Origin of the sequence: Streptomyces sp. NPDC058231 (assembly GCF_042882275.1) — a bacterium.
GTDB lineage: Bacteria > Actinomycetota > Actinomycetes > Streptomycetales > Streptomycetaceae > Streptomyces.
Genome location: NZ_JBHVWN010000003.1, coordinates 116,866 through 142,819 on the forward strand (window position 1 = coordinate 116,866; position 25,954 = coordinate 142,819).

27 protein-coding genes are annotated in these 25,954 nt (G+C 70.4%); 7 read left to right on the top strand and 20 right to left on the bottom strand.

Annotated features, from left to right (window positions below):
• The first annotated feature begins 22 nt into the window (after positions 1-22).
• On the top strand, positions 23-1,228 hold the full coding sequence (locus tag ACFVXE_RS03350; RefSeq protein ID WP_389668704.1) for a TerD family protein: 1,206 nt from the start codon (positions 23-25) through the stop codon (positions 1,226-1,228).
• Positions 1,229-1,333: 105 nt separating this feature from the next.
• Here ACFVXE_RS03350 and ACFVXE_RS03355 read toward each other — a convergent pair whose 3' ends face one another.
• The 5 genes from ACFVXE_RS03355 to ACFVXE_RS03375 all read right to left on the bottom strand — a co-directional run bounded on the left by ACFVXE_RS03355 (position 1,334) and on the right by ACFVXE_RS03375 (position 6,641).
• Complete coding sequence (locus tag ACFVXE_RS03355; protein WP_014156926.1) at positions 1,334-1,564, bottom strand: hypothetical protein; 231 nt, start codon at positions 1,562-1,564, stop codon at positions 1,334-1,336.
• Positions 1,565-1,642: 78 nt separating this feature from the next.
• Positions 1,643-2,167: a hypothetical protein gene (locus ACFVXE_RS03360; RefSeq protein ID WP_389668706.1), complete on the bottom strand. Its 525-nt coding sequence runs from the start codon at positions 2,165-2,167 to the stop codon at positions 1,643-1,645.
• 214 nt (positions 2,168-2,381) lie between these two features.
• Positions 2,382-3,848, bottom strand: coding sequence for an alkaline phosphatase PhoX (locus tag ACFVXE_RS03365; RefSeq protein WP_389668708.1), 1,467 nt, complete (start codon positions 3,846-3,848; stop codon positions 2,382-2,384).
• Positions 3,849-4,019: 171 nt separating this feature from the next.
• Positions 4,020-5,489 (bottom strand): hypothetical protein, encoded by a 1,470-nt coding sequence (locus ACFVXE_RS03370; RefSeq protein WP_389668710.1) that lies wholly within the window; start codon positions 5,487-5,489, stop codon positions 4,020-4,022.
• Positions 5,490-5,942: 453 nt separating this feature from the next.
• Positions 5,943-6,641 carry a DUF4232 domain-containing protein gene (locus tag ACFVXE_RS03375; protein ID WP_389668712.1) on the bottom strand — a complete coding sequence of 233 codons (699 nt, stop codon included), beginning with the start codon at positions 6,639-6,641 and terminating at the stop codon, positions 5,943-5,945.
• Between the two features lie 147 nt (positions 6,642-6,788).
• On the opposite strand from ACFVXE_RS03375, the gene dapA reads away from it, so the two are divergent.
• The gene (gene dapA, locus ACFVXE_RS03380; RefSeq protein WP_389668714.1) at positions 6,789-7,673 is read left to right on the top strand and encodes a 4-hydroxy-tetrahydrodipicolinate synthase; all 885 of its coding nucleotides are present in this window, start codon (positions 6,789-6,791) and stop codon (positions 7,671-7,673) included.
• On the opposite strand, the gene dapD is transcribed toward dapA, so the two are convergent.
• Together dapD and ACFVXE_RS03390 are read right to left on the bottom strand one after the other, a co-directional pair.
• The gene (gene dapD, locus ACFVXE_RS03385; RefSeq protein ID WP_389668716.1) at positions 7,670-8,656 is read right to left on the bottom strand and encodes a 2,3,4,5-tetrahydropyridine-2,6-dicarboxylate N-succinyltransferase; all 987 of its coding nucleotides are present in this window, start codon (positions 8,654-8,656) and stop codon (positions 7,670-7,672) included. The two genes, dapA and dapD, sit on opposite strands and share 4 nt — an antisense overlap.
• Positions 8,657-8,740: 84 nt before the next feature.
• Entirely contained in the window at positions 8,741-9,982 is a 1,242-nt protein-coding gene (locus ACFVXE_RS03390; RefSeq protein ID WP_389668718.1) for an MFS transporter, read from the bottom strand.
• Between the two features lie 129 nt (positions 9,983-10,111).
• Between ACFVXE_RS03390 and ACFVXE_RS03395 the strand changes: the two genes are divergently transcribed.
• Positions 10,112-10,981, top strand: coding sequence for a winged helix-turn-helix transcriptional regulator (locus tag ACFVXE_RS03395; RefSeq protein ID WP_389668720.1), 870 nt, complete (start codon positions 10,112-10,114; stop codon positions 10,979-10,981).
• Between the two features lie 53 nt (positions 10,982-11,034).
• On the opposite strand, the gene ACFVXE_RS03400 is transcribed toward ACFVXE_RS03395, so the two are convergent.
• Positions 11,035-11,355, bottom strand: a complete 321-nt coding sequence (locus tag ACFVXE_RS03400) for a DMT family transporter (RefSeq protein WP_389668722.1) — start codon at positions 11,353-11,355, stop codon at positions 11,035-11,037.
• A gap of 256 nt (positions 11,356-11,611) precedes the next feature.
• Between ACFVXE_RS03400 and ACFVXE_RS03405 the strand changes: the two genes are divergently transcribed.
• Positions 11,612-12,619, top strand: coding sequence for a hypothetical protein (locus tag ACFVXE_RS03405; protein ID WP_389668724.1), 1,008 nt, complete (start codon positions 11,612-11,614; stop codon positions 12,617-12,619).
• Here ACFVXE_RS03405 and ACFVXE_RS03410 read toward each other — a convergent pair.
• The 10 genes from ACFVXE_RS03410 to ACFVXE_RS03455 form a co-directional block, all read right to left on the bottom strand.
• Complete coding sequence (locus ACFVXE_RS03410) at positions 12,609-12,974, bottom strand: VOC family protein (RefSeq protein WP_389668726.1); 366 nt, start codon at positions 12,972-12,974, stop codon at positions 12,609-12,611. The genes ACFVXE_RS03405 and ACFVXE_RS03410 overlap by 11 nt on opposite strands.
• Before the next feature lie 65 nt (positions 12,975-13,039).
• The gene (locus tag ACFVXE_RS03415; protein ID WP_389668728.1) at positions 13,040-14,434 is read right to left on the bottom strand and encodes a DUF3616 domain-containing protein; all 1,395 of its coding nucleotides are present in this window, start codon (positions 14,432-14,434) and stop codon (positions 13,040-13,042) included.
• A 141-nt stretch (positions 14,435-14,575) separates the two neighbouring features.
• Complete coding sequence (locus tag ACFVXE_RS03420; RefSeq protein WP_014156915.1) at positions 14,576-14,914, bottom strand: metal-sulfur cluster assembly factor; 339 nt, start codon at positions 14,912-14,914, stop codon at positions 14,576-14,578.
• Entirely contained in the window at positions 14,911-15,366 is a 456-nt protein-coding gene (gene sufU / locus ACFVXE_RS03425; protein ID WP_389668730.1) for a Fe-S cluster assembly sulfur transfer protein SufU, read from the bottom strand. The genes ACFVXE_RS03420 and sufU overlap by 4 nt, the downstream gene beginning before the upstream one ends.
• Before the next feature lie 10 nt (positions 15,367-15,376).
• Entirely contained in the window at positions 15,377-16,633 is a 1,257-nt protein-coding gene (locus ACFVXE_RS03430; RefSeq protein ID WP_389668732.1) for a cysteine desulfurase, read from the bottom strand.
• Positions 16,630-17,394, bottom strand: coding sequence for a Fe-S cluster assembly ATPase SufC (gene sufC / locus ACFVXE_RS03435; RefSeq protein ID WP_389668734.1), 765 nt, complete (start codon positions 17,392-17,394; stop codon positions 16,630-16,632). The genes ACFVXE_RS03430 and sufC overlap by 4 nt, the downstream gene beginning before the upstream one ends.
• 7 nt (positions 17,395-17,401) lie before the next feature.
• On the bottom strand, positions 17,402-17,719 hold the full coding sequence (locus tag ACFVXE_RS03440; protein ID WP_389668735.1) for a bifunctional 3-phenylpropionate/cinnamic acid dioxygenase ferredoxin subunit: 318 nt from the start codon (positions 17,717-17,719) through the stop codon (positions 17,402-17,404).
• The gene (gene sufD, locus ACFVXE_RS03445) at positions 17,719-18,900 is read right to left on the bottom strand and encodes a Fe-S cluster assembly protein SufD (RefSeq protein WP_389668737.1); all 1,182 of its coding nucleotides are present in this window, start codon (positions 18,898-18,900) and stop codon (positions 17,719-17,721) included. The genes ACFVXE_RS03440 and sufD overlap by 1 nt, the downstream gene beginning before the upstream one ends.
• 59 nt (positions 18,901-18,959) lie before the next feature.
• On the bottom strand, positions 18,960-20,381 hold the full coding sequence (gene sufB / locus ACFVXE_RS03450; protein ID WP_389668739.1) for a Fe-S cluster assembly protein SufB: 1,422 nt from the start codon (positions 20,379-20,381) through the stop codon (positions 18,960-18,962).
• Entirely contained in the window at positions 20,378-21,118 is a 741-nt protein-coding gene (locus tag ACFVXE_RS03455; protein WP_389668741.1) for a helix-turn-helix transcriptional regulator, read from the bottom strand. Before ACFVXE_RS03455 ends, sufB begins: the two co-directional genes overlap by 4 nt.
• Positions 21,119-21,254: 136 nt before the next feature.
• On the opposite strand from ACFVXE_RS03455, the gene ACFVXE_RS03460 reads away from it, so the two are divergent.
• The 3 genes from ACFVXE_RS03460 to ACFVXE_RS03470 all read left to right on the top strand — a co-directional run bounded on the left by ACFVXE_RS03460 (position 21,255) and on the right by ACFVXE_RS03470 (position 24,069).
• Complete coding sequence (locus ACFVXE_RS03460) at positions 21,255-22,181, top strand: ABC transporter ATP-binding protein (protein WP_389668743.1); 927 nt, start codon at positions 21,255-21,257, stop codon at positions 22,179-22,181.
• On the top strand, positions 22,178-22,945 hold the full coding sequence (locus tag ACFVXE_RS03465; RefSeq protein WP_389668745.1) for an ABC transporter permease: 768 nt from the start codon (positions 22,178-22,180) through the stop codon (positions 22,943-22,945). The genes ACFVXE_RS03460 and ACFVXE_RS03465 overlap by 4 nt, the downstream gene beginning before the upstream one ends.
• A gap of 89 nt (positions 22,946-23,034) precedes the next feature.
• Positions 23,035-24,069 (top strand): heme A synthase, encoded by a 1,035-nt coding sequence (locus tag ACFVXE_RS03470; RefSeq protein ID WP_389668747.1) that lies wholly within the window; start codon positions 23,035-23,037, stop codon positions 24,067-24,069.
• A gap of 358 nt (positions 24,070-24,427) precedes the next feature.
• Here the strand turns inward: ACFVXE_RS03470 and ACFVXE_RS03475 are convergent, their stop codons facing one another.
• Positions 24,428-24,787: a hypothetical protein gene (locus ACFVXE_RS03475; RefSeq protein ID WP_389668749.1), complete on the bottom strand. Its 360-nt coding sequence runs from the start codon at positions 24,785-24,787 to the stop codon at positions 24,428-24,430.
• Positions 24,788-24,881: 94 nt separating this feature from the next.
• Complete coding sequence (locus ACFVXE_RS03480) at positions 24,882-25,835, bottom strand: heme o synthase (RefSeq protein ID WP_389668751.1); 954 nt, start codon at positions 25,833-25,835, stop codon at positions 24,882-24,884.
• Between the last annotated feature and the right edge of the window lie 119 nt (positions 25,836-25,954).

A 25,954-nucleotide genomic window follows, 5' to 3' on the forward strand; every position in this document is an offset into this window, starting at 1 on the left:
CGGGCCGTTCGTTACCCCGGGCATGACCGCTATGACACCCGGCTCGAACATTCCACTCTCCGCCGCCCGCGTGGCGGTGGACGTCGCCGCCCCGGTGCGGCTCGACGTCTCGGGCCTGCTGCTCACCGCCGACGGCAAGGTGCGTTCCGACGACGACTTCATCTTCTACAACCAGCCCACGGGTCCCGGTGTGACCTACCGCTCCGGCAGCGGCACGGCACCGGACGCGATCGTGGTGGACACCACCGCGGTACCGCCCGGCATCGAGAAGATCGTCGTCACGGCCAGCCCGGACGCGGCGGGTCAGACCTTCCAGGGCATCGAGCCCACCGCCACCGTGCGCAACGCGGACGACGGCAGCGTGCTCGCCACCTTCACCCCGCCCCGGCTGGGCGCCGAGACGGCGCTCGTGGTCATCGAGGTCTATCTGCGCGGCGGCGCCTGGAAGGCCCGCGCGGTCGGCCAGGGGTACGCCGACGGGCTGGCCGGCATCGCCACGGACTTCGGCGTCTCGGTCGAGGAGCAACCCGCCGCACCGGCCGCACCGCCGGTTCCCGCCGCCGCACCCGTGGACCCGCGGATCGCCGCTCCCCCGGTGCCGGCCGCCCCGCCGGCGCCGCCCGCAGCCGCTCCGGCACCCGCCGGCTCCGGCAAGATCAACCTCGACAAGGGGCGGGTCAGCCTCCAGAAGAACCAGACGGTGTCCCTGGTCAAGGGCGGCCGCCCGCTGCTCTCCCAGGTCAAGATGGGGCTCGGCTGGGAGCCCGCGTTCCGCGGCAAGGACATCGACCTCGACGCGTCCGTGATCGCCTACGGCCCCGACCGGAACCACCTGGACAGCTGCTACTTCGGCAAGCTCTCCATCCTGAACGGCGCGGTGAAGCACTCCGGCGACAACCTCACGGGCGAGGGCGCGGGGGACGACGAGGTGATCGTGGTCGACCTGGGACGGATCCCGCCGGAGGCGACCGGGCTGGTCTTCACGGTCAACTCGTTCACCGGCCAGAAATTCACCGAGGTCGCCAAGGCGTACTGCCGGCTGATCGACGCGGCCACCGGCGAGGAACTGGTCCGCTTCGACCTGACCGGCGCCGAGCCGCAGACCGGCGTCATGATGGCGAAGCTGATCAAGCAGTTCTCCGGTGAATGGGAGATGACGGCGATGGGTGACTTCGCGAAGTCGCGCACCGTCCGCGGCATGGTCAAGCCTGCCGCCCAGGCGCTGTAGGAGCTTCGCGAACGCTGCCGGAACGGCATCAGGGGCACCCGCGTTGTCTGCGGGTGCCCCTGATCCTGAGAACAGGACGGACGCTGCGCGTGCTCGGCGCGCCTCTCAGAGCTTGGTCAGCTTGGAGTACGGGCTCAGGATCCTCCCCTGTCGCCCAGAGAAGTCGATGAGCACTGCGTCGTTGTCGCCCTCGACAGCGAGGACTCGTCCGAGTCCGAACTGGTCATGCGAAACCCTGTCGCCCACATCGAAGCACTCGACCGGTGGGGCCGCCTGGGCCGGGCGGTTGAAGGGACTGGAAGGCAGGTGACGCCGGGATCCGGCTGACTGTTTCATTACGTTGAGTATGCGCCTCCGGAGCGTCGGACGCCATGCCCGACCACTCCTGGGGGCCCACTGATGCCGGATTCGTAATCAGCGGACCCGGGGCCGGTCGGCGTCCCGCCCCGCTTCCAGCAGGGGAACCATGCGGAAAGCCGCGTCCGGAAGCTCTCCGAAGGTGTGGCGGTTCCCGCTTCCGGACGGGGCGTGCCCGACCCGGTATCCGGCCGGATTCCAGGTGTGGACGGGCGCGCTCGCCGGGACGGCCGTGGTCGCGCCGCCGTGGCGGGTGAACGTCGCCTGCTCATCGGTGACGACCAGCACCCGGTCGTGGCCGCGGTGGTGCCGGCGTACCGCCTCCGCCCTACTGGTGCCGCCGGGATCACCGAACCGCTCAAGGATCTTCGGCACGGACTCACCTGTACGAAATATCACCGATGCGCCGCTTGTGCCGAATGCCACCGGGTCGACTTCTTCGGCCCGCACCGTGAGCGCCATACCGAGGACCGTGGCGGCGTCGGCCCGGTTCAGCCGCGAACGGTCCGAGAGCGGCGACCACCCACCCCCTGCGGTCATGCCCGCCGCCGGCCGGTCCGCCCCGCCGGGGGCGGTGACCACGGCCCGCCGCTCCTCGAACGGTCGGCGGAACCGACGAAGGCGCTCCACCGGCTGAGCTGCACCGGTTCGGGAACCGGTGGCGGGACTCGAACCGGCGACATCCCCATGGAGAGTGGTAGCAAGTCCTGCCTGCTCCCCTGGGCACGGACAGGACCTTGGACGACCGGCCGCCGGACACACGACGGATTTTTCCGCGCGTCGGCGGACTCCCCCGTCAGCGGTGGTTCGGCTGGCGCTTCCACGGGCCCGTGATGGCAAGCATGATGCCGGGCGTCTGGATGTTCGCGAACAGCGTCGTCCCGTCCGGCGAGAAGGTGACACCGGTGAACTCGCTGTACTCGGGCTCCTCGGCGGTGCCCGCGTTCAGCTCGTTGCGCGCGATCGGGTACGTACGGCCGCTCTCGGTCGCCCCGAAGAGATGCTGGATGCCCTCGCCGTCCTCGGCGATGACCAGACCTCCGTACGGGGAGACGGTGATGTTGTCCGGGCCGTCGAACGCGCCGTCCTTCGACGGGTCGGCGTTCACGCCGAGGAGAACCTTCAGCGTCAGCGTGCGCCGCTTCGGGTCGTAGAACCAGACCTGGCCGTCGTGCTGGACGGGGCTCTCCTCGCGGGCGAACGAGGAGACGATGTATGCGCCGCCGTCGCTCCACCACATGCCTTCGAGCTTCCGGGCGCGGGTGACCTCCTGGTCGCCGAACTGCTTGCGGATGGAGACGGTCTTGGCGTCGCGGTCGACGACCTCGGCCCAGTCCACGCCGTACACCGTGCCGATCTTCGTGGCACGGGACAGGTCGTCGACGAACTTGCCGCCGCTGTCGAAGCACTTGGCGGCCTGGAGGACACCCGCGGTGTCGGCGAGCGTGCGCAGCTTGCCGCGGCCGTGCTTGAAGCCGTGCGGCGGAACCCAGCGGTAGAGCAGACCGTTGGGACCGGCGGCGTCCTCGGTCAGGTAGGCGTGGCCGAGCCTGGGGTCGATGACGACGGCTTCGTGGGCGAACCGGCCGAACGCCTTGACCGGGCGCGGGTCACGGTTGGCGCGCCTGTCGTACGGGTCGACCTCGAAGACATAGCCGTGGTCCTTGAGCAGACCGTTCTTGCCGGCCTTGTCCTCGGTCTCCTCGCAGGTGAGCCAGGTGCCCCAGGGGGAGGCGCCACCGGCGCAGTTGGTGGACGTACCGGCGATGCCGACCCATTCGGCGGTGTGACCGTCGCGGCGGGTCTCGACGACGGTGCAGCCCCCGGCGGCGATCGGGTCGTAGACCAGGCCCTCGGCGAGCGGGACGGGGTGCTCCCAGCCGGCCCTGGTACCGCTCAGCTCGTGATTGTTGACGAGCAGAGTGACACCGCGCGGACCCTCGAAGGTGGCCGTGCCGTCGTGGTTGGAGGGGGTGTACTCGCCGGAGTCCAGTTTGGTGACACCGCTGTGCGTGATGATGCGGTACGAGAATCCGGCGGGCAGCGCGACTATGCCCTTCGGGTCGGAGACCAGCGGACCGTAGCCGAGCTCGTCGTGGTGACCGTGGTCGTGGTCGTGCCCGTGGCCGTCGTGGCCGTGCCGGGACTCCTCCGCGGCGAGGGCGCCGGGCGCGGTGGCCAGTGCGGCGACGGTGCCGGTAAGGGCGATGCCGACGCCGGTGGCGGCGGACTGCTTGGTGAATTCCCTGCGCGTGAAGGGCATCACGAACTCCTGGAGCGACTGGGACGGGTTGTTTGCGGGCTCACGCTCCCGCCCTTGCGCCAACTCCAGTTGAACGGTGGGCGACTTCGAGTGGCATGGTTGCTGTGAACCTTCACGGCGCCCACACCGCCTCGGCCCGCCGGCCCCGTCCGGGCCGACGGGCCGTTCGGCTCAGCCGTCCGACCGCGAACGCGCCTTGAACGCCGCCTTACGGGCTTCCTTCGCCTTCTTCTTGTCGCTGTGCACCCGCCCCATCGCCTCCAGGACCTCCGCGGTCGCCGGGTGGTCCACCCGCCAGACCTCGTCGAAGAACCCGCTGTGCTGACCGGACAACCCCTCGACCAGCCCCTGGAGCTCGGTCAGATCGCCCTCGGCCTGCAGCTGGGCGGCGATCGTGTCGACGGCGAGCCAGAAGATCATCGATTCGGGCGGCGGGGGCACGTCCGCCGCGCCGCGCTCCGCGAGCCAGACCCGTGCGAGTCCGCCCAGCTCCTGATCCTGAAGCACCGCGCGGACCGCGGGCTCCGCCTCCGTGCCGACCAGGGCGAGCGCCTGCTGGCAGTGCAGCCGCCGCAGCGGCGCCTGCTGGTCCGCACCGCGGGCCGCGTCCAGCAGGTCGGCGGCGGCGCCGTCCGTCCCGCGGCCGGCGAGCCACTGCTCGACCTCGCTGCGGGCCGCCGACTCCGGGTAGTGGCCGATGGAGCCGAGGAGCACGTCCGCTCCCTTGTCCGCGAGATCACCGACAGCCGGAGCGTCGACGCCGGCGTCCAGCATCCGGGCCCGGATGCCGTACAGACCGAGCGGGGTCAGCTTCACCATGCCGTACCGGGTGACGTCCTCGTCGTCCACGGGCGGCTGCGCCTGGTCGCCCTCCTCGGCGAGCAGCGCCTCGTCCACCGGCCGGTACTCGACGAGCCCGATCGGCTCGAAGAGCCGGAACTGGTCGTCCAGGCGCATCATCGCCTCCGACACCTGTTCCAGGACGTCGTCGCTGGGCTCGCCCATGTCGTCGGGCACGATCACCGACGCGGCGAGCGCGGGCAGCGGCACGGGAGCCTCGCCGCTGCCGCCGTCACCGTCGCCGTCACCGACCGTGAGCAGGTACAGGTTGCCGAGCACACCGTCGAGGAAGTCGGCCTCCGCCTCCGGGTCCCAGTCGAGGGCGTCGAAATCGATCGAGCCGTCCTCGCCGACGAGATCGGCGAAGTCCTCGAAGACGGGCGCGGTGGCGTCGGCGTACACGGCCTCCAGGCCGTCGAGCCAGATGGCGAGGACGTCCTGCGGGGAACCGCCGGTCAGCAGCCCCAGGTTCTCGCCCGCGGAGACCGTGCCCTCCGCGTCGTCCCCGGCCTCGTCCCCCTCCGGGTCGTGGACGTCGAGGAGCCCGGTGTCGACCGCGATCCGCCACGCCTCACTGGCCTCCGCGGCGCCGTCCTCGTCCGCCGCCAGCCCCAGGTGCTCGGCTGCCGCGGGCAGCTGCGCCTCGACGAGCTCGCCCCCGGCGCCGACCCGGGTCGTGGGTCCCGCCCAGCGGGCGAGCCGTGCGGCACGGGCGAGCAGCGGCGCGGCAAGCGCGTCCCGTGCCAGCTCGGCCTCGGTGTGCAGCCGTACCGGCGGCAGGGTGGGGCGCTCTGCGGACATCAGGTGGTTCTCCTCGGGCGTACGGGGGTACGGGCTCGGACCGGCCCGCAGGGGGATGCGGTCCCGGATCGACCAAGCGTAGACGCATTTCACCCCATGCCACTCGGTTCATACGACGGACGGCGGCCGTTCGCCGGAGCGCCATCGGCAACTGCCCCGCACAGCACCGGAGTCGGTGCGGCCGGGCGCCCATCGCCGCTCCCGGGGCGCCCGCTGCCACCACGCCGTCCGCCCGGACTCCGCAACTGCCGCTCCGGTCCCGCGCCCCGGCTGAGCGCGCGGCTGCCGGATCCGAACCCAGCACCTCGAACACGCCGTGCGCCAGCCCCCGTTGACGCACCTCGTCCGTACGTCGCTACCGCTGTCCTTCGTACCGCTGTCCTTCGTACCGCCGGCCGCGTCGGCCTGCCCGCCGTCCTCGCGCGCCGAGCCGCCCCGGCGGCCCCACCGGGGCTACTCGGCGCGCCAGGCAGTCATGTTCAGCTCGTCGAGCAGCCGGACATCGTTGCCCTCCAGCGGGAACGTGCGCGCCTCCAGGCCGGGGGCCGGTGCGATCTCCAGCGCGTCGCCCTCGATGAGGTCGCCGCCGGTCGGGGTGGACACCCAGGCCAGCAGTGAGCGCAAGGTCTCCCCCGGCTTCAGCATGACCTCCTTCGGCCCCCGGTCCGTCCCCATGTACGAGGAACCCGGATTCACCGGGACCGGCAGCGGGTCACCCTTGTCGTCCAGGGCCCGGACGGATGGGTAGCCGTTCACCCGGAACGGCTTCCCGCCGCAGTTGGTGAGGGTGAGGGACACGGCCCGGTGACCCACCGCGGCCTGCACCTCGCCCATGTCCACGACGACGCCGGAGGACGGGCAGCCGCCCGGTGCCGCGGTGCTCGGCGAGGGTGCGGGGCCGCTCGCGTCCCCCGTGGCGGGCGGTCTCGTGGCGGGCGGTGCGGCGGACAGGTCGCCGGGGCGCAGCTTCTCCGCGTGCACGAGGCCCGGCGTGGACGAACCGCCGGGCGTCGGCGCCGCCTCCCCCTCCCCCGCCGGTACGAGGAATCCGGCGCACCCCGACAGTGCGAGGGCCAGCGCCCCCGCCAGACTCACGGCCGCCACCGCTCTCCGTGTCCCGTTCCCCGTACCCGCCGGTCGCTGCACGCTCATGCATCCGCCCCCGTATCGGCCTGCCGCATAGGCGTTCGATCATGCCAGAGCGCGGGCCCGCCCATGCCGATCGTTGAGCATTTCTTCGCCGTCACCTCTAGCAGAACTAAGTGGACCTTCACGGTCCGGTCATCGGACACTTCGGACATGACTGCATCCGTGGCCCCCTTCGGCCGTACCCTCTGCGCCATGATCACGCCGTTCACCCCGGGCGGCGGTCTCGATCCGGACGCCGCCGGGGCCCACGCCGCCGGTCTCGTCGCCGACGGCTGCGACGGCCTGGTGCTCAGCGGCACCACCGGCGAGTCCCCGACCACCACCGACGCCGAGAAGACCGCGCTGCTGCGCGCGGTCCGGGAGGCGGTCGGCGACGGGGTGCCGATCGTCGCCGGGGTCGGCAGCGCGGACACCCGGCACACCGTGGAGCTGGCCCGTCAGGCCGAACGCGCGGGAGCCGACGGGCTGCTGGTCGTGACGCCGTACTACAGCAGGCCGCCGCAGCCCGCCGTCGAGGCGCACTTCCGCCGCGTCGCCGACGCGACCGGCATCCCGCTGATGCTGTACGACATCCCCGGCCGCACCGGCACCCGGATCGAGCCGGAGACGCTGCTGCGGCTCGCGGACCACCCACGGGTCGTGGCGGTGAAGGACTGCGCGTACGACCTGCTCGCTTCCACCAAGGTGATGGGCGCGACCTCGCTCGCGTACTACTCGGGCTGCGAGGAGCTGAATCTGCCGTTGTACGCGGTGGGCGCGGCAGGCTACGTGAGTACGGTCGCCAATGTCGCGCCCCGGCAACTGCGGGCGGTCCTGGACGCGTTCGATGCCGGTGACACCACCGGAGCGGCCCGGCTCAACCGGCTCACCGTGCCACTGGCGGAGTTGATGATGGCGTCGGGTCTGCCCGGCACCGTGACCGCCAAGGCGCTGCTCGGCGCCGGACCGGTCCGCGAACCGCTGCAGCCCGCCGGGCGCGATGCGACCGACGGGCTGCGCAGGGCGTACGAGGAACTCCTCGCCGCTACCAGCTAGTTGTGGCTGTGCAGAACCTCGTTGAGGCCGTCCCACACCGCGTTGTTCGGGCGGGCCTCGACGGAACCGGTGACCGAGTTCCGGCGGAAGAGGATGTTCGAGGCGCCCGAGAGCTCACGCGCCTTGACGATCTGGCCGTCCGGCAACGTGATCCGGGTACCGGCGGTGACGTACAGACCCGCCTCGACGACGCACTCGTCGCCGAGCGCGATCCCGACGCCCGCCTCGGCACCGATCAGGCAGCGCTCGCCGATGACGATGCGCTCCTTGCCGCCGCCGGAGAGGGTGCCCATCGTGGAGGCGCCGCCACCGATGTCGGAGCCGTCGCCGACGACGACACCCGCGGAGATGCGGCCCTCGACCATCGACGTACCGAGCGTGCCCGCGTTGAAGTTGACGAAGCCCTCGTGCATGACCGTCGTGCCGGCGGCGAGGTGCGCACCGAGCCTGACCCGGTCGGCGTCGGCGATCCGGACGCCCTTCGGGGCGACGTAGTCCGTCATCCGCGGGAACTTGTCGACCGAGGTGACCTGGAGGTGGAGGCCCTCGGCGCGGGCGTTGAGCCGCACCTTCTCCAGGTCGTCCACGGCGACCGGACCGAGCGACGTCCAGGCGACGTTGGAGAGGAGGCCGAAGAGGCCGTCCAGGTTCTGGCCGTGCGGCTGGACCAGGCGGTGCGAGAGGAGGTGCAGGCGCAGGTACGCGTCGTGCGCGTCGAGCGGCTTGTCGTCGAGCGAGCCGATGACCGTGCGCACGGCGACGACCTCGACACCACGGCGGGCGTCCACGCCGATGGCCTTGGCGGCGCCCTCGCCGAGGAGGTTCACGGCCTGGTCGGGGGTGAGCCGTTCGGTTCCGGCCGGGCCGGGCTCGCCGGCGAGCGCGGGTGCGGGGAACCAGGTGTCGAGGACGGAACCGTCGCCGGCGATGGTGGCGAGGCCGGCGGCGACGGCGCCGGTGGTGCGGGAAGTCGTGTCGGTCATGACACGAAACCTAACCGGCGAGGCACCACCGGAGCCAACCGGTCCCGCCGGATGGTCGCCGCGCGCCCCGCCGGTCCGCCCCGGTCAGCCGGGCTGCGCCTGCCGCTCGGCGGCCGCGGTCCGCTCGGCGGCCGGCGGGCCGGCCGGCCCCCGCAGTCGCCCCGCCGCCAGCACCGCCGCCCCCGCGCCGCCCGCCAGCACCGCACAGGCCGGCCAGAGCAGCCCGGGCGCGGCGGCGTAGAGCGCTCCCCCGAGCGGCGGTGCCAGCACCTGACCACTGATGGACGCCCCCGCGTACAGGCTCTGGAAGCGGCCCTGCGCGTGGAGGGGTGCCTGGTCGGCGACGTACGCGGTGGCAGTGGTCTTGTAGAGGACCTCCCCCGCCGTCAGCGACACCATCATGGTGACGGCCGACAGCGTCCCGGCCCCGGGGATCAGCACCGCGTACCCCAGCCCCACCAGCAGCAGTCCGGTGCCCACGATGCTCAGCGGCGCCCGCCGGCGCAGCGCGTGCGCCGCGGGGAGTTCGAGACAGAGGATGACGCCGCCGTTGATGGCGAGCAGCCATCCGTAGACCTGGGCGCCGTGGCCGTGGTCGGCGAGGAACACGGGCAGGGTCGAGTACTGCTGCCGGTAGACGAAGTCGACGCAGAGGATCGCGACGAGCAGCACCGGCACCGCGGGTCTGGCCCGCAGCTCCCGCCGGAGGCCGGGCGCCCCGGGGACGTGCGCCGGCCGGGCGTGCGCGGTGCCGCGCGCCGGGAGCACCTTCGACGCGTACACCGCGAAGAGCAGCGTCCCGAGGCCGTCGGCGACGAACAGCGGGCCGTACGAGAAGCGGGCCGCGATCAGCGCGCCGAGCGGCGGACCGACGGTGAAGGCCGCGTTGCTGCCGGCGCGCATCAGGGCGAAGCTCTGGCGGCGGCCGCCCTCCGGGACGGAGACGGCGACGAGTGCCGCGTTGGCGGCTCGTACGACACCGGCCGCGTACTGCGCGAGCGGCAGCACCGCGTACATCGCCACGACCGGCAGGACGGGCAGGGTGGTGAGCGCCGCGCCGCTCACCAGCGCGCCTGTCAGGAGCATCCGGCGGTGGCCGTAGTGGTCACCGAACCAGCCGCCGGTGAAGTTCCCGGCGACCAGGCCGATGCCGCCGACGCCCGCGATCACTCCGGCCTGCGGTACGGGCAGTCCGCGGGGGCCCGTCAGATAGACGAAGAGAAAGACGAAGGTGAAGCTGACGACTCCGTTGAGAAAGGCGCCGAAGGCCAGCAGCCGCACCGTACGCGGTACGTCCCGCACGACCGCGAAGACTCGTGTCCGCAACGCCCCTCCCCCAGTAAGTTCCCTTTGGGAACGGACTATGGCAGCATGCTTTCCCCAGGTCAATCCCGATGCGGTCACGGCAGACCTCATGACGGCGGCCCGGGGAACGAACGGAAAGAAGGCACCGTCATGCCGCAGCGCACCAGCCTGACCGACGCCGACTGCGCGATCGCCCAGGCCCTCGACGTCGTCGGCGACTGGTGGACCCTGCTGATCGTGCGCGACACCGCGCGCGGGGTGCACCGCTTCGACGCGCTCCAGCGGGAGCTCGGCGTGTCCCGCAAGGTGCTCACCGAGCGGCTGCGGCTGCTGGTCGAGGCGGGCGTGCTGTCCCGGGATCCGTACCAGGACCGTCCGGCCCGGTACGAGTACCGGCTCACCCCGCGCGGCCGCGCGCTGCTGCCTGTACTGATCGCGCTCCAGGACTGGGGCGACGCCTGGGTGATGGGAGAAGGCGAAGTGATGGCGACGACCGATGAGATGTCCAAGGAGGCGGAGCGGGTGCACGCCCTGGTGGGAACCCGCCTGCCGGAGCTCCGGCTCCGCGACTACGACGGCACACTGCGCGACCCGGTCGCCGACACCCCGTACACCGTCCTGTACTGCTTCCCGAGCGCGTACGCCCGCCGGGACGCCTACCCGCCCGGCTGGGCCGGGATCCCGGGCGCGAGCGGCTGCACCCTCGAATCCTGCACCTACCGTGACCAGTTGGCCGAGTTCACGGCGGCGGGGGCGACCGTGCACGGCGTCTCCACCCAACGTCCCGACGAACAGCGGGCGTTCGCGGACGCGGAACGGCTGCGCTTCCCGCTGCTCTCCGACGCCGAGCTGGAACTGACGGCGGCGCTGCGGCTGCCGACGTTCCGGGCGGCAGGGATCAGGCGGCTCAAGAGGCTGACCCTGGTGGTGGACCGGTACCGGACCGTCCGCGAGGCGCTGTATCCGATCACGGACATCGAGGCGAGCGTGCAGGCGGCGCTGGCGGCGGTCCGCAGCTGAACCGGGCGGCCCCCGACGGCCCGCCCGGCCCGTGGCGCCCGCCGGGCGGGCCGTCAGTGCGCGCCACCCAGATTGAGCACGACCACACCGGCGATGATCAGGGCGATGCCCGCCACCTTGACCGGGCTTCCGGACTCGCCCATGACGAGGACCCCTATGGCGGCGACCGCCGCCGTCCCGATCCCCGCCCAGATGGCATAGGCGGTGCCCATGGACAGCGTCTTGAGGGTCTGCGCGAGCAACGAGAACGCGAGCAGATAGCCCACGACGGTGATGAGGGAGGGCCAGAGCCGGGTGAAGCCCTCGCTGTACTTCATGGCCGTCGTCCCGGCCACCTCCGCCGCGATGGCCGCGGCAAGCAGTCCGTATCCCATGTGCACGAGTGTGCGCGTCGTCGCACCCGGCCGTGCAACTCCTGGCCGGCCTGCGGAGAATCCGCCGCGCTACGGTGTCCCCGACCGGTACACCGAACACCTACACAACGGAGCAGCAGTGGCGCAGGACGCAGGGTGGGGCGGCGGCGCGGACGGGAACGCGCCGTACGGAGGAGCGCCGTACGGAGGGCCTCCCGGCCCGCCGGGATGGGGCGGCTGGACGCCCCCACCGGCCGGTCCGGGGGTGATACCGCTGATGCCGCTGGACCTCGGGCAGATAGTCAACGGCGCGTTCTCCACGCTGGGCCGCCACTGGAAGCAGTTGTTCGGCATCGGCGGGGCCGTGTACGGCGGAGTCCTGGCCGTGATCGCGGCGGCGACCGCGATCGCCTACTCCGCCACCAGTGACCATCTGCACCGGATCGTCGACCTCCCCTCCGGAGCCAGCGCGCGCAGCGAGGACGTCGCACCGCTGATCATCGCGTTCGGCTCCGTCTGGCTGGTGGCCATGGTGCTGTTCATCACCGGCACCGCCATGATGCAGGCGACCGCTCCGGCGGTGCTGCAGGACGCGGTGCTGGGCAGGCGGAGCACGTTCGGCGTCATCTGGCGGCGCGCGTGGGCGCGGGTACCGGCCGTGATCGGTACCGTGATCCTGACGTCCCTGATCGCGATGGTCCCGATGCTTCTCGCCATCGCCGCGTTCGTCGCCTTGATGGTCTCCGCCGTCGCGTCGGACAGCGGAGCGGTCACCGCCGTGGTGGTCTCGGTCGGCATCCTCGGCTTCCTGGTCCTCGGCCCCGTGGCGGTGTGGCTCTGGGTGAAGTTCTCGCTGGCCCCGTCGGCCGTGGTCTTCGAGCGTCAGCGCCCGGTCGCCGCGTTGCGCCGCTCGGCCCAGCTGGTGCGCGGCGCGTGGTGGCGGATCTTCGGGATCTCGGCGCTGGCCTTCGTCATGGCGGCCGTGGCGAGCTACATCATCCAGCTGCCGTTCACGTTCGTCGGCATGTTCACCAGCGCCGTCGGCGCCTCGGACCTGGGCAGCGATCCGACTCCCGCCGCGGTGGTACTGGCCATGGGCGGCTATCTGACGGCGGTGCTGATCGGCCAGCTGATCGGCCAGCTGATCTCGGCGACGTTCCCGCCCCTGGTGATCGGGCTGCTCTACGTGGACCGGCGGATACGCAACGAGAACCTGGGCGCGGCACTCGCCGAAGCGGCCGCCGCACCCCCGCAGCAAGGCCGGTGGTCCCCGTTCAGTCGATGAGCGAGTTCTTCGGACTCAGCACGCAGAACTCGTTCCCCTCGGGGTCCGCCAGCACCGCCCAGCCCACGTCGACCGGCTGGCCGATGTTCAGCCGGGTGGCCCCGAGACCGACGATCCGCCCGACCTCCGCCGCCTGGTCGTCGGGGGCGAGATCGATGTGCAGCCGGTTCTTGACGGTCTTCCCCTCCGGTACGGGGACGAAGGTGATCCCGGGCACAGCGTCCTTGTCGGCGCCGATGACGATCTCGTCGTGGGACTCGAAGAGGACCTTCCAATCGAGCACCCGGCACCAGAACCGGGCCTGCGACGGCAGATCGTGGGCGTCGACGACGACGGAGTAAAAGGAAACGGCCATGCCCGCCAGTCTGCCCGGTGACCATGGCCGTCAGCCGTAAGGAAACGCGAAGCCGCTTGCCTCCGTCAGTTGCTGACGGTGAACCAGACGGAGCGGGACTTCTTCCACTCGGCGTGGTCGAGGTCCTTCGCCTCCGTGCCGTCCCCGTACAGATCGGCCGAGCCGGCGTCGGTGATCAGCTGGGCCCGCGCGCCGGGCACCGTCAGGTCCGGCACGTCCACCACGGCCTCCCAGCCGCCCGGGTCGGCGGTCGGCAGGTCGACCCGCTTGACCGGCGCATGCCCTGCGACGCCGTCCCACGAATAGAGGGCGTACGGGTCGGAGTTGTCGTCGGCAGCCCAGGAGCCGGCCACGATCAGGTACTGGTCGGCGGCGTTCTTCCGGATGTCGCGGATGCTCAGCCCGCCGAGGTCCAGTTCGATCGGCGTACCGATGACTGCCTTCGCCCCGCTGCCGGCCACCTTGTCGAAGTTGGTGACGGGCACGACGAGCGCCTTGCCGCCCTCCTTCGGCGGTACGAGCGGCGCCCGGAAGCCGAGGTACGCGGTGGTGGTCGAGCCGGGGGCGAACTCCAGTCCTTCGATGTTGAACCCGTCGACCTGCTTGGGCACTTCACCGTCGGCCGTGCCCGCGGCGAAGCCGTACCGGTTGCCATTCGCCTTGTCCCAGGCGACGAGGTCGTCGCGCAGCTTCTTGTACGAGCCGGCGACCGTCAGCTGCGTGGCCGCCCCGGACCCGGTAACCGTCGTGGTGAAGACGGTGTTGCGGTCCGACTTGTACTCGCCGTCCTTGTTGTTGCCCAGCGATCCGGTCCAGTAGATGGTGTTGCCGACCCGGGCCGCGCCCTCGATGTCGATCTCCTTGGACACCCCGAGCGCCGAGGCGACGTCCCAGCTCCTCACGGGCGCGCCGGAGGCCGAACGGCTGTACAGCCGGAGCGTGTTGGACTCGTCGTCGGCCACCACCACATAGCCGTCGCCGACGTCGACTGCGGCCGAGGAGTCGGAGGACCCGGTGAGGTAGCGCGTGTCGGCGGGGTTCTGCACGGCTGCGGACGCGGCGTAGTGCAGCGTCTTGGTGGCGGTCTTGCCGCCGAGCCCGGTGACCTTGACGGTGAGGTCCGTGTAGCCGCGGGCGTGCGCGGCCACGGCGAGCTGCCGGGTGGCGCCGGTCCCGGTCACGGTCACATCGCCGGTGCCCGCGACGGACGACTTGGTGCTGGCGGACGCCGCCACACCGAGCGCGGTGACATCGGCCCCGCTCTGCGCGACCGTGACCGTCACCACCGGGTCACCGGTCGCCCCGACCGCCCCGGAGAGGTAGGAGGCCGACAGTGTGATCGTCGGTGTCCCGTAACTCGCGGCATGCGCGGGGAAGTTGATTCCCAGCGCGGCCAGCGTGAGCACACCCGCCGCGGCGGTGGCCGCCCGGCGGTTCTGGAGCGAAAGCTGATGCAGCACAGCGTGCCTCTCGTCGGCGTGTTGTCGACGAGTAGGCTCCGGCCTCCGCCTCAACGGCGGACGGACGCCATGCGTACGGCAGGCGAACAACGCCGGACGGCCCCCGGCAGAAGCCGGGGGCCGTCGGGGAGTTCGGTGGACTCAGACGTTGAAACCGAGCGCGCGCAGCTGCTCGCGTCCGTCGTCCGTGATCTTGTCGGGGCCCCACGGCGGCATCCAGACCCAGTTGATCCGCAGCTCGTTGACGATGCCGTCGGTCGCGGACTTCGCCTGGTCCTCGATGACGTCGGTCAGCGGGCAGGCCGCGGACGTGAGCGTCATGTCGAGGGTGGCGATGTTGGCGTCGTCGATGTGGATGCCGTAGATCAGGCCCAGGTTGACGACGTCGATGCCCAGTTCCGGGTCGACGACGTCGTACAGCGCCTCGCGGACCTCCTCCTCGGAGGCCGGCTTGGTCGTCAGAGTCTCGTTCTCGCTCATGCCGTCTTCCCTTCGGACAGCGCCTTCGCCGTCGCGTCCTTCCACGCCATCCAGCTCAGCAGCGCGCACTTGACCCGGGCCGGGTACTTCGAGACACCGGCGAACGCGACCGCGTCCTCCAGCACCTCCTCCATCGCTTCGTCCGGCTCCAGCTGGCCCTTCGACTGCATCAGCTCCAGGAAGGCCTCCTGGATCCTCTGCGCCTGGCCCAGCTCCTTGCCGACCAGCAGATCGTTCAGCACCGAGGCGCTGGCCTGGCTGATGGAGCAGCCCTGCCCCTCGTACGACACATCGGCGATGGTCTCGCCGTCGTATCTGACCCGGAGCGTGATCTCGTCCCCGCACGTCGGATTGACGTGGTGCACCTCGGCGTCGCCGTCCCGCAGGCCGCGCCCGTGGGGGTGCTTGTAGTGGTCCAGGATCACTTCCTGGTACATCGAATCAAGCTTCACCAGTCAACCCTCAGCCGAAGAAGTTCCGTACGTGTTCCAGGCCCTCAACCAAGGCGTCGACCTCGGCGGGCGTGGAGTACAGATAGAACGACGCTCGCGTCGTCGCAGGAATTCCGTACCGCAGGCAGACCGGCCGCGCGCAGTGGTGTCCGACCCGGACCGCGATGCCCTGCTCGTCGAGGACCTGGCCCACGTCGTGCGGGTGGATGTCGCCCAGCGTGAACGAGATCGTGGCGCCGCGGTCCTCCGCGGTGGCCGGACCGATGATCCTCAGGTCCGGGACCTCCAGGAGGCGCTTCACCGCGTACTCGGTGATCGCGTGCTCGTGCCGGAAGATCTTCTCCATGCCGATCGCGGAGAGGTAGTCCACGGCCGCACCGAGGCCGACGGCCTGTGCGATCGGAGGCGTACCCGCTTCGAACTTGTGCGGCGCGGGGGCATACGTCGACGAGTGCATCGACACGGTCTCGATCATCTCGCCGCCGCCCAGGAACGGCGGCAGGTCCTCCAGGAGCTCCTGCCGTCCCCAGAGCACGCCGATGCCGGTCGGGCCGACCATCTTGTGGCCGGTGAAGGCCACGAAGTCGGCCTGCAGCGCCTGCACGTCGAGCACCATGTGCGGGGCGGCCTGCGAGGCGTCGATGCAGACCAGCGCGCCGACCTGCTGGGCACGCCGGATGATCTTCTCGACCGGGTTGATCGTGCCCATGATGTTGGAGACCAGCGTGAAGGAGACGATCTTCGTCTTCTCCGTGATGATCTCTTCGATGTTGGACAGGTCGAGCCGGCCGTCGTCGGTGATGCCGAACCACTTCAGCTTCGCACCGGTGCGCTGCGCGAGCAGCTGCCACGGCACGATGTTGGAGTGGTGCTCCATCTCCGTGGTGACGATCTCGGTCTCGTGGTCCACCCGGTAGGGCTCGTCGGCCCAGCCGAGCATGTTGGCCACGAGGTTGAGCGACTCCGAGGCGTTCTTGGTGAAGATCACCTCGTTGCGGCTCGGCGCGTTGATGAACGCGGCGACCTTGTCACGGGCGCCTTCGTACAGCGCCGTGGCCTCCTCCGCGATCGTGTACACGCCCCGGTGGACGTTGGCGTTGTGCCGCTCGTAGTACTCGTTGAGGGCGTCCAGGACCTGACGCGGCTTCTGCGAAGTCGCCGCGCTGTCCAGGTAAACGATCTTCTTCCCGTCGTGGACCGTACGATCCAGCAGGGGGAAGTCCTTGCGGATCGCCTCGGTGTCGAGGAGGCCCGGCAGCTGTGTCACGCGGAAGCGCCACCCTTCACATATGCCTCGTAGCCCTCGTTCTCCAGCTTGTCGGCGAGCTCGGCGCCACCGGACTCGGCGATCCGGCCGTTGGCGAAGACGTGCACGAAGTCGGGCTTGATGTAGCGGAGAATCCGCGTGTAGTGCGTGATCAGCAGGGTGCCGACCTCGCCCGTCTCACGGACCCGGTTGACTCCCTCGGAGACGACGCGCAGGGCGTCGACGTCCAGGCCGGAGTCGGTCTCGTCGAGGATCGCGACCTTCGGCTTGAGGAGCTCCAGCTGAAGGATCTCGTGGCGCTTCTTCTCACCGCCGGAGAAGCCCTCGTTGACGTTGCGCTCGGCGAACGCCGGGTCCATCTGGAGGCCGGCCATCGTCTCCTTGACCTCCTTCACCCAGGTACGCAGCTTGGGTGCCTCACCGCGGACGGCGGTGGCGGAGGTACGCAGGAAGTTGGAGACCGAGACACCGGGGATCTCGACGGGGTACTGCATGGCCAGGAAGAGGCCGGCGCGGGCGCGCTCGTCGACGCTCATCTCCAGGACGTCCTCGCCGTCCAGGGTCACCGTGCCGCTGGTGATCGTGTACTTGGGGTGACCGGCGAGGGAGTACGCGAGGGTCGACTTGCCGGACCCGTTGGGGCCCATGATGGCGTGGGTCTCGCCCTGCTTCACGATCAGGTCGACGCCCTTGAGGATCTCCTTCGTGGCGTTGTCGGCCTCGACGGAGACGTGCAGGTCGCGGATTTCAAGCGTTGCCATGGGTGACTCAGGACTCCTGGGTGACGGAGACGAGCACATCGTCCCCTTCGATCTTGACGGGGTATACGGGGACGGGGCGCGTCGCGGGAAGGCCAGACGGCTTGCCGGTGCGGAGGTCGAAGCTGGAGCCGTGCAGCCAGCACTCGATCGTGCAGTCCTCCACCTCGCCCTCGGACAGTGAGACGTTCGCGTGCGAGCAGATGTCGTTGATCGCGAACACCTCGCCCTCGGTGCGTACGAGAGAGACCGGCGTTCCGTCGAGTTCCACCCGCTTCGGGGTGTCCTCCTCCAGTTCGCTCAGCGCACAGGCTTTGACGAAGGCCATCAGACGGAAGCCTTCAGCTCGGCCTCGATCTTGTCGAGCAGACGGGCTTCGACGTCCGGCAGACCGATCTGCTGGACCAGCTCGGCGAAGAAGCCGCGCACGACCAGCCGGCGGGCGTCCTCGGCCGGGATGCCGCGGGACATCAGGTAGAAGAGCTGCTCGTCGTCGAACCGGCCGGTCGCGGAGGCGTGACCGGCGCCGACGATCTCGCCGGTCTCGATCTCCAGGTTCGGCACCGAGTCGACCCGCGCGCCGTCCGTGAGGACGAGGTTGCGGTTCATCTCGTAGGTGTCGGTGCCCTCGGCCTTGGCCTGGATCAGGACGTCGCCGATCCAGACGGCGTGCGCGTCCTGGCCCTGCAGCGCGCCCTTGTAGACGGCGTTGGACTTGCAGTGCGGGGTGTTGTGGTCGACCAGGAGGCGGTGCTCCTGGTGCTGGCCCTTGTCGGTGAAGTACAGACCGAAGAGCTCGGCCTCGCCGCCGGTGCCCGCGTAGGAGACCCGGGGGTGGAGCCGGACCAGGTCACCGCCGAAGGTGACGACGATCGACTTGAAGGTGGCGTCCCGGCCGATCAGCGCGTTGTGCTGGGCGGCGTGGACGGCGGTGTCGTCCCAGTCCTGGACGGAGACGACGGTCAGCTTCGCCCCGTCACCGACGACGTACTCGACGTTGCCCGCGACGACCGCGTCACCGGTGTGGTCGATGACGACGACGGCCTCGGCGAAGGCTCCCAGCTCGATGATCTGGTGGGCGTAGGCCACACCGCCCTCACCGTGCACGGCGATCCGGATCGGCTCGGCGAGCACGGCCTCCTTGGCGACGGTGATCACCGAGGCCTTCTCGAAGGACGAGTACGCCTGGGCGGCGACGCGGTCCACCGGGGCGCCGGTCCGGCCGAGCCGCGCGTCGTCACGGCCGACGGTCTCGACGGTGACGCCCTCGGGGACGTCGACCTCGACCTTGACGGCGCCACCGGTCGCGACGGCGGTGCCGTCGTGCAGCCCGCGCAGCCGCTCCAGCGGCGTGAACCGCCACTCCTCCTCGCGGCCGTGCGGGACCGGGAAGTCCGCGACGTCGAAGGACGGGGGCGCACTCATGCGCGTGGCGACGGTCGACTCGGCGGCCACCGCGATGGACCCGGTGGTGGTGGACCCCGCCGGAATGTTCTGAGCCTCAGCCATGGCTGTCGTAGTGCTCGCTTTCTCTGTCAAAAGTCCGGGGATTCGGTCGTCAGGCTGCGCTAGCCGACCGAACCCTCCATCTGCAGCTCGATCAGCCGGTTGAGTTCGAGCGCGTACTCCATGGGCAGCTCGCGCGCGATCGGCTCGACGAAGCCGCGCACGATCATGGCCATGGCCTCGAACTCGGTCAGACCGCGGCTCATCAGGTAGAAGAGCTGGTCCTCGGAGACCTTGGAGACCGTGGCCTCGTGGCCCATCGACACGTCGTCCTCACGGACGTCCACGTAGGGGTACGTGTCGGAGCGGGAGATCGTGTCGACCAGGAGCGCGTCGCACAGCACGTTGGACTTGGAGCCCGCGGCGCCCTCGCCGATCTCGACCAGACCGCGGTACGAGGTACGGCCGCCGCCTCGCGCCACCGACTTGGAGACGATGTTGGAGGAGGTGTTCGGCGCCATGTGGACCATCTTGGATCCGGCGTCCTGGTGCTGGCCCTCGCCCGCGAAGGCGATGGACAGCGTCTCCCCCTTGGCGTGCTCGCCCATCAGGTAGACGGCCGGGTACTTCATGGTGACCTTGGAGCCGATGTTGCCGTCGACCCACTCCATGGTCGCGCCCTCGTACGCCACGGCACGCTTGGTGACGAGGTTGTAGACGTTGTTCGACCAGTTCTGGATCGTCGTGTAGCGGCAGCGGCCGCCCTTCTTCACGATGATCTCGACGACCGCGGAGTGCAGCGAGTCCGAGGAGTAGATCGGCGCGGTGCAGCCCTCGACGTAGTGGACGTAGGCGTCCTCGTCGACGATGATCAGCGTGCGCTCGAACTGGCCCATGTTCTCCGTGTTGATACGGAAGTAGGCCTGGAGCGGGATGTCGACGTGGACACCCTTCGGCACGTAGATGAACGAGCCACCGGACCACACGGCCGAGTTCAGCGAGGCGAACTTGTTGTCGCCGACCGGGATGACGGTGCCGAAGTACTCCTTGAAGAGCTCCGGGTGCTCCTTCAGCGCGGTGTCCGTGTCGAGGAAGATGACGCCCTGCTCCTCCAGGTCCTCACGGATCTGGTGGTAGACGACCTCGGACTCGTACTGCGCGGCGACCCCGGCGACCAGGCGCTGCTTCTCCGCCTCCGGGATGCCGAGCTTGTCGTAGGTGTTCTTGATGTCCTCGGGCAGGTCCTCCCAGGACTCCGCCTGCTTCTCGGTGGACCGGACGAAGTACTTGATGTTGTCGAAGTCGATGCCCGACAGGTCCGAGCCCCAGTTCGGCATGGGCTTCTTGTCGAACAGCCGAAGTCCCTTGAGGCGGAGCTTCAGCATCCACTCGGGCTCGTTCTTCTTCCCCGAGATGTCGCGGACGACAGCCTCGGAGAGGCCGCGCTTGGCCGCCGCGCCTGCCGCGTCGGAGTCGGCCCAGCCGAATTCGTACGTACCCAGACCCTCGAGCTCAGGGTGGGCAGTCTCCGTAGGGAGCGTCATGCGGGGTTCCTCCCGGCCTTGCTTGCGGATGCTGATGTGGTGGTCTGTGCGGTCGGGGGACCGCCGCGCGGTACGAACGTCGTGCACACCCCGTCGCCGTGGGCGATGGTGGCCAGACGTTGCACATGGGTCCCGAGCAGACTGGAGAAGATCTCCGTCTCCGCCTCGCACAGCTGCGGGAACTGCTCGGCGACATGTGCGACCGGGCAGTGGTGCTGGCACAACTGCTCGCCCTGCTGGGGGCCCGGCGCGCTACGCGCCGTAGCAGCGTACCCGTCGGCGGACAACGCCTTGGCCAGCGCCTCGGTGCGTTCCCGGGGGTCCGTCGCCTCGATCGCCGCGCGGTAGGTCTCCGACTGGGCGGCGGCCCTGGCGCGGGTGAAGGCGACGACGGCGTCCTCGCCCGCGGTCTCGGCGATCCAGCGCAGCGCGTCGGCGGCGAGTTTGTCGTACGACTGCTCGAAGGCGTCCCGGCCGCAGTCGGTCAGGGCGAACACCTTGGCCGGGCGGCCGCGGGTCCTGGCCCCGTACACCCGCTGTTCGCGGGCCTCGACGACGTTGTCGGAGACGAGGGCGTCGAGATGGCGGCGGACGGCGGCCTGGGTCAGCCCGAGGCGCTTGGCGAGATCGGCGACGGTGGACGGGCCGTGGTCCAGGATGGAGCGCGCGACCCGGTTGCGCGTCGAGCGCTCTCCGGTCGCGAGTTCCTCCTGCGGAGCCTCGCCCACGTATTTCACAACGCCATTGTTGCGTAATTCCTCCGGCTCTGACAACCACGGTCCGGAACGATCAATGGTGGAGTTCGTCACTAAGGGTTACCTAATCAGGCCCCCGGGGACGAGCCCGCAGCGCCGCTGCCTAGACTTACCGGCCATGAAGAACGAGCCGGTCGTGCAGATCCGTGGCCTGGTGAAGCGGTACGGCACCAAGACCGCGGTGGACGGCCTCGACCTGGCGGTACGCACCGGTACGGTCACCGCCGTCCTCGGCCCCAACGGCGCCGGCAAGACCACCACGATCGAGACCTGCGAGGGTTACCGCCGCCCGGATGCCGGGACCGTACGCGTGCTCGGCCTCGACCCGCTGGCCGACGCCGCGGAGCTGCGGCCCCGGATCGGCGTGATGCTCCAGTCGGGTGGTGTCTACTCCGGGGCGCGCGCCGACGAGATGCTCCGCCACATGGCAAAACTGCATGCCCACCCGCTCGACGTCGACGCCCTGATCGAGCGTCTCGGCCTCGGCGGCTGCGGCCGTACGACGTACCGGCGGCTCTCCGGCGGCCAGCAGCAGCGGCTCGCCCTGGCGATGGCCGTCGTCGGCCGCCCCGAGCTGGTGTTCCTGGACGAGCCGACCTCCGGCCTGGACCCGCAGGCCCGCCGCTCCACCTGGGAACTCGTACGGGAGCTGCGCTCCGACGGCGTGTCCACCGTCCTGACCACCCACTTCATGGACGAGGCCGAGGAGCTCGCCGACGATGTCGCCATCATCGACGCGGGCCGGGTCATCGCCCACGGCAGCCCGGAGCTGCTGTGCCGCGGCGGCGCCGAGAACACCCTGCGCTTCACCGGCCGCCCCGGTCTCGACCTCGGCTCACTGCTGAAGGCGCTGCCCGACGGGACGGAGGCGGCCGAGCCCGTCACGGGCACGTACCGCATCACCGGCCAGATCGACCCGCAGCTGCTGGCCACCGTCACCTCCTGGTGCGCGCAGCACGGCGTGATGCCGGACGGCATCTCCGTCGAGCGGCACACCCTGGAGGACGTCTTCCTGGAACTGACCGGCAAGGAGCTGCGCGCATGAGCGCCGGTACGTACACCCCGCGGCCCGGAGCCGCCCCGCTGCCGCGCATGATCGGCGCGCAGACCGCGCTGGAGACGCGGATGCTGCTGCGCAACGGCGAGCAGCTGCTCCTGACGGTGATCATTCCGACGCTGCTGCTGGTGCTGTTCAGCGCCGTCGACATCGTGGACACCGGCGCGGGCAAGGCCGTCGACTTCCTGACGCCCGGCATTCTCGCGCTCGCCGTGATGTCCACCGCCTTCACCGGCCAGGCCATCGCGACCGGTTTCGAGCGCCGGTACGGAGTGCTCAAGCGGCTCGGTGCCTCACCGCTGCCGCGCTGGGGGCTGATGACCGCCAAGACCCTCGCGGTACTGGTCACCGAGGTGCTGCAGGTCGTCCTGCTGACCGTCATCGCGTTCGCGCTGGGCTGGTCCCCGCACGGCAGTCCGTCGGCCGTGCTGCTGCTGCTCGTGCTCGGCACCGCCGCGTTCTCGGGACTCGGTCTGCTGATGGCCGGCACGCTGAAGGCGGAGGCGACGCTCGCCGCCGCCAATCTGGTCTTCCTGCTGCTGCTGGTCGGCGGCGGGGTCATCGTGCCGCTGGACAAGTTCCCGGACGCGGTGCAGTCGGCGCTGGGTCTGCTGCCGATCGCCGCCCTGTCCGGCGGACTGCGGGACGTGCTCCAGCACGGTGCCTCGATGCCATGGGGCGATCTGGGGATCCTCGCGGTCTGGGCGGTGCTCGGGCTGGGCGCGGCGGCGAAGTTCTTCCGCTGGGAATGACGGGAGCGACCGGCGCCGCACGCCCTGCGGCATGACGGTTCGGGGTAACTCGTCCCCCTCGTGAAAGCTTGCACAAGCCGCCGCTTACGATGGTGCGCGTGCCCAAGCTGACCCGAGCCGATGTCGCTCAAGCCGTGCGGAACGTCGCTCAAGCCGTGCGGAACCCGCTTCTCTGCATCGCCGAACGCTGGACCCCGTCCCCCCGGACGGTCCGTCGCGCGGCGATGTCGGCCGTCGTGATGGCCGTGATCATCGTGGTCACCGGTGGCGCGGTGCGGCTGACCGGCTCCGGCCTCGGCTGCCCGACCTGGCCCAAGTGCACCGACGAGTCGCTGACGGCGACGAGCGCCATGGGTTTCCACGGCGCGATCGAGTTCGGCAACCGGATGCTCACCTACGTGCTGTGCGCGGCGGTCGGCTGGGCGATCATCGCCGCCCGTTCCGCCGAGCCGTGGCGGCGCAGCCTCACCCGGTTCGGCTGGGCGCAGTTCTGGGTGGTCATGGGCAATGCGGTACTGGGCGGCATCGTCGTGCTGGTCGGCCTCAACCCGTACACCGTCGCGGCGCACTTCCTGCTCTCCACCGCGTTGCTCACGGTCGCCGTGCTGACCTGGCAGCGGACCCGGGAGGGCGACGAGCAGCCGCGGCCACTGGTCGGCAAGGCGGTCTCCCAGCTCACCTGGCTGCTGATGACCGCGGCCGGTCTGCTGATCGCGGTCGGCACCGTCGTGACGGGCGCCGGACGCCATGCCGGGGACTCCAGCGAGGTGCACCGCATCCCGCTCGACTGGAAGATGATCGCGCAGCTGCACGCCGATCTCGCCTGGGTCGTCGTGGCGCTGACCGTGGCGCTCTGGTTCGTGCTGAAGGCCGTCGACGCGCCGGCCGGGCCGCAGCACCGCACCCGTGATCTCTTCGTGGTGCTGATGGCTCAGGGTGTGATCGGTTACGTCCAGTACTTCACCGACACCCCGGAGATCCTGGTCGGGCTGCACATGCTCGGTTCGTGCCTGGTGTGGATCGCCGCCCTGCGGGTGCTGCTGTCGCTGCGCGAGCGTCCGGCCACGGCCGCCGCCGTGCCGGCCCCCGTCACCGGGCAGCCGGAGCCCGCGGCCGCCGGCTGAGCGAGGCGCGGCTCCTCGGCCCGGTTCCGGCCGGATCCGGCCCTGCTCGCGGCCCGTCCGCCCCTCCGGCCCGTACATCCGGCCGGCATCGCCGGAGTCACAGCCACCCGCCGCCGTGCGGCGGGCACCGTCGACGCACGGCGGAAACGGTCCGGGTGCCGAAGATGTGTTGCCCGGCGCGGGCCGCCCCGCGGCCGGCACGGCCCCGAGGGTGGCGGCCCGGGCTCGGTGCGCGTACCGCCACGTGCGGTGCGCCGGTCGTCCGAAGCTCCCTGCGACGACGTGGGCGTACCCGCGCGACGGGTGACGCCGTCGTCGGGTAGCGCTCCCCTGCCCCCCGGAATGCGTCGCGGGCGGCTCAGGCCTTGTTGGACGGGCCGCCGACCTGGATCCCGGCCATCCGCGTCCATTCGTACGGGCCGGTGCGGACCTTGGCGGCGAACTCCCCGTCGAAGGTCTCGTGCATGGTGATCCCGGCCTTGGCCGTGGCGCTCTCGGCGACCGCGTACGAGGGTGCGACCAGGTCGCCCCAGCCACCGTCCTCGCCGACCAGCACGATGCGGGTGCCCATCTGCCCGATGTAGGCGAGCTGCCCCTCGGCTCCGCCGTGCGCCTTGGCGAAGGCGCCGATCTGCTTGGCGAGCCTGGCCGCCCTGCGCTCCGCGCGGGCCGCCTGCTTGCCGTCGTCAACCTGCTGGGTCTCTGCCGTGTCTGCCATGCAACGGATGCTACCGATGGGTAGATCAACTGGCGACGGGCGGGGCACGTGGCATGGGCCACGTACCCCGCCCGTCGGCAGGAGTGCTGGGGTGCTATCGCAGGAAGGGATCCACCGCGACGGCGACGAACAGCAGCGAGACATAGGTGATCGACCAGTGGAACAGCCGCATCTCCTTGAGCTTGGCGCCGGCGACTCCCGCCTTCGCCCGGTTCTGCAGGCCGTGCGCCTCCCAGAGCCAGAACCCGCCGGTCAGCAGCGCCACCACGGTGTAGAACCAGCCGGTGTAGCCGAGCGGGGTCAGCAGCAGCGAGACCACCACCATCACCCAGCTGTAGATCACGATCTGCCGGGCGACCACCCTGTTGGAGGCGATGACCGGGAGCATCGGGACGCCGACCCGGGCATAGTCGTCCTTCACCTTCATCGACAGCGGCCAGTAGTGCGGCGGCGTCCAGAAGAAGATGACGGCGAAGAGGATCACCGCGGCCCACGACATCGAGTCGGTCACGGAGGACCAGCCGATGAGGACCGGCATGCAGCCCGCGATGCCGCCCCAGACGATGTTCTGCGAGGTCCGGCGCTTCAGCAGCATCGTGTAGACGACCACGTAGAAGAGCAGTGCGCCGAGCGACAGCGCCGCCGACAGCCAGTTGACCAGCAGGCCGAACCAGACGGTCGAGATCACCGCGAGGGCGAGGCCGAAGACCAGGCACTCGGGCGGGCTCACCGCGCCGGTGACCAGCGGACGCTGCGACGTACGGTCCATCAACGCGTCGATATCGCGGTCGATGTACATGTTCAGCGCATTGGCACCGCCGGCGGAGAGATATCCGCCGATGGTGGTAGTGAGAACGAGCCACAGGTTGGGCACACCTTGAGCGGCCAGGAACATCACCGGAACAGTGGTGATCAGCAACAGCTCGATGATCCGCGGCTTGGTCAGCGCCACGAATGCCTTGATACGGGCCCCGAACGGGCGATGGCCCCCTGGGCTCGGAGTCAAGGCGACCCCTGCGGGTCGGGACTCGACGGCCGTCACGCACACCCCTGACAGAGAAATCCCAGCAAGCTCCGGGCATGAAGGCCCGGTGAAGACTTGCGCGAACCAGACCACTGTAGACGTTGGGGACAGGCCCTCCTTCGCGGGGGTGGGGTCGTGTTGAC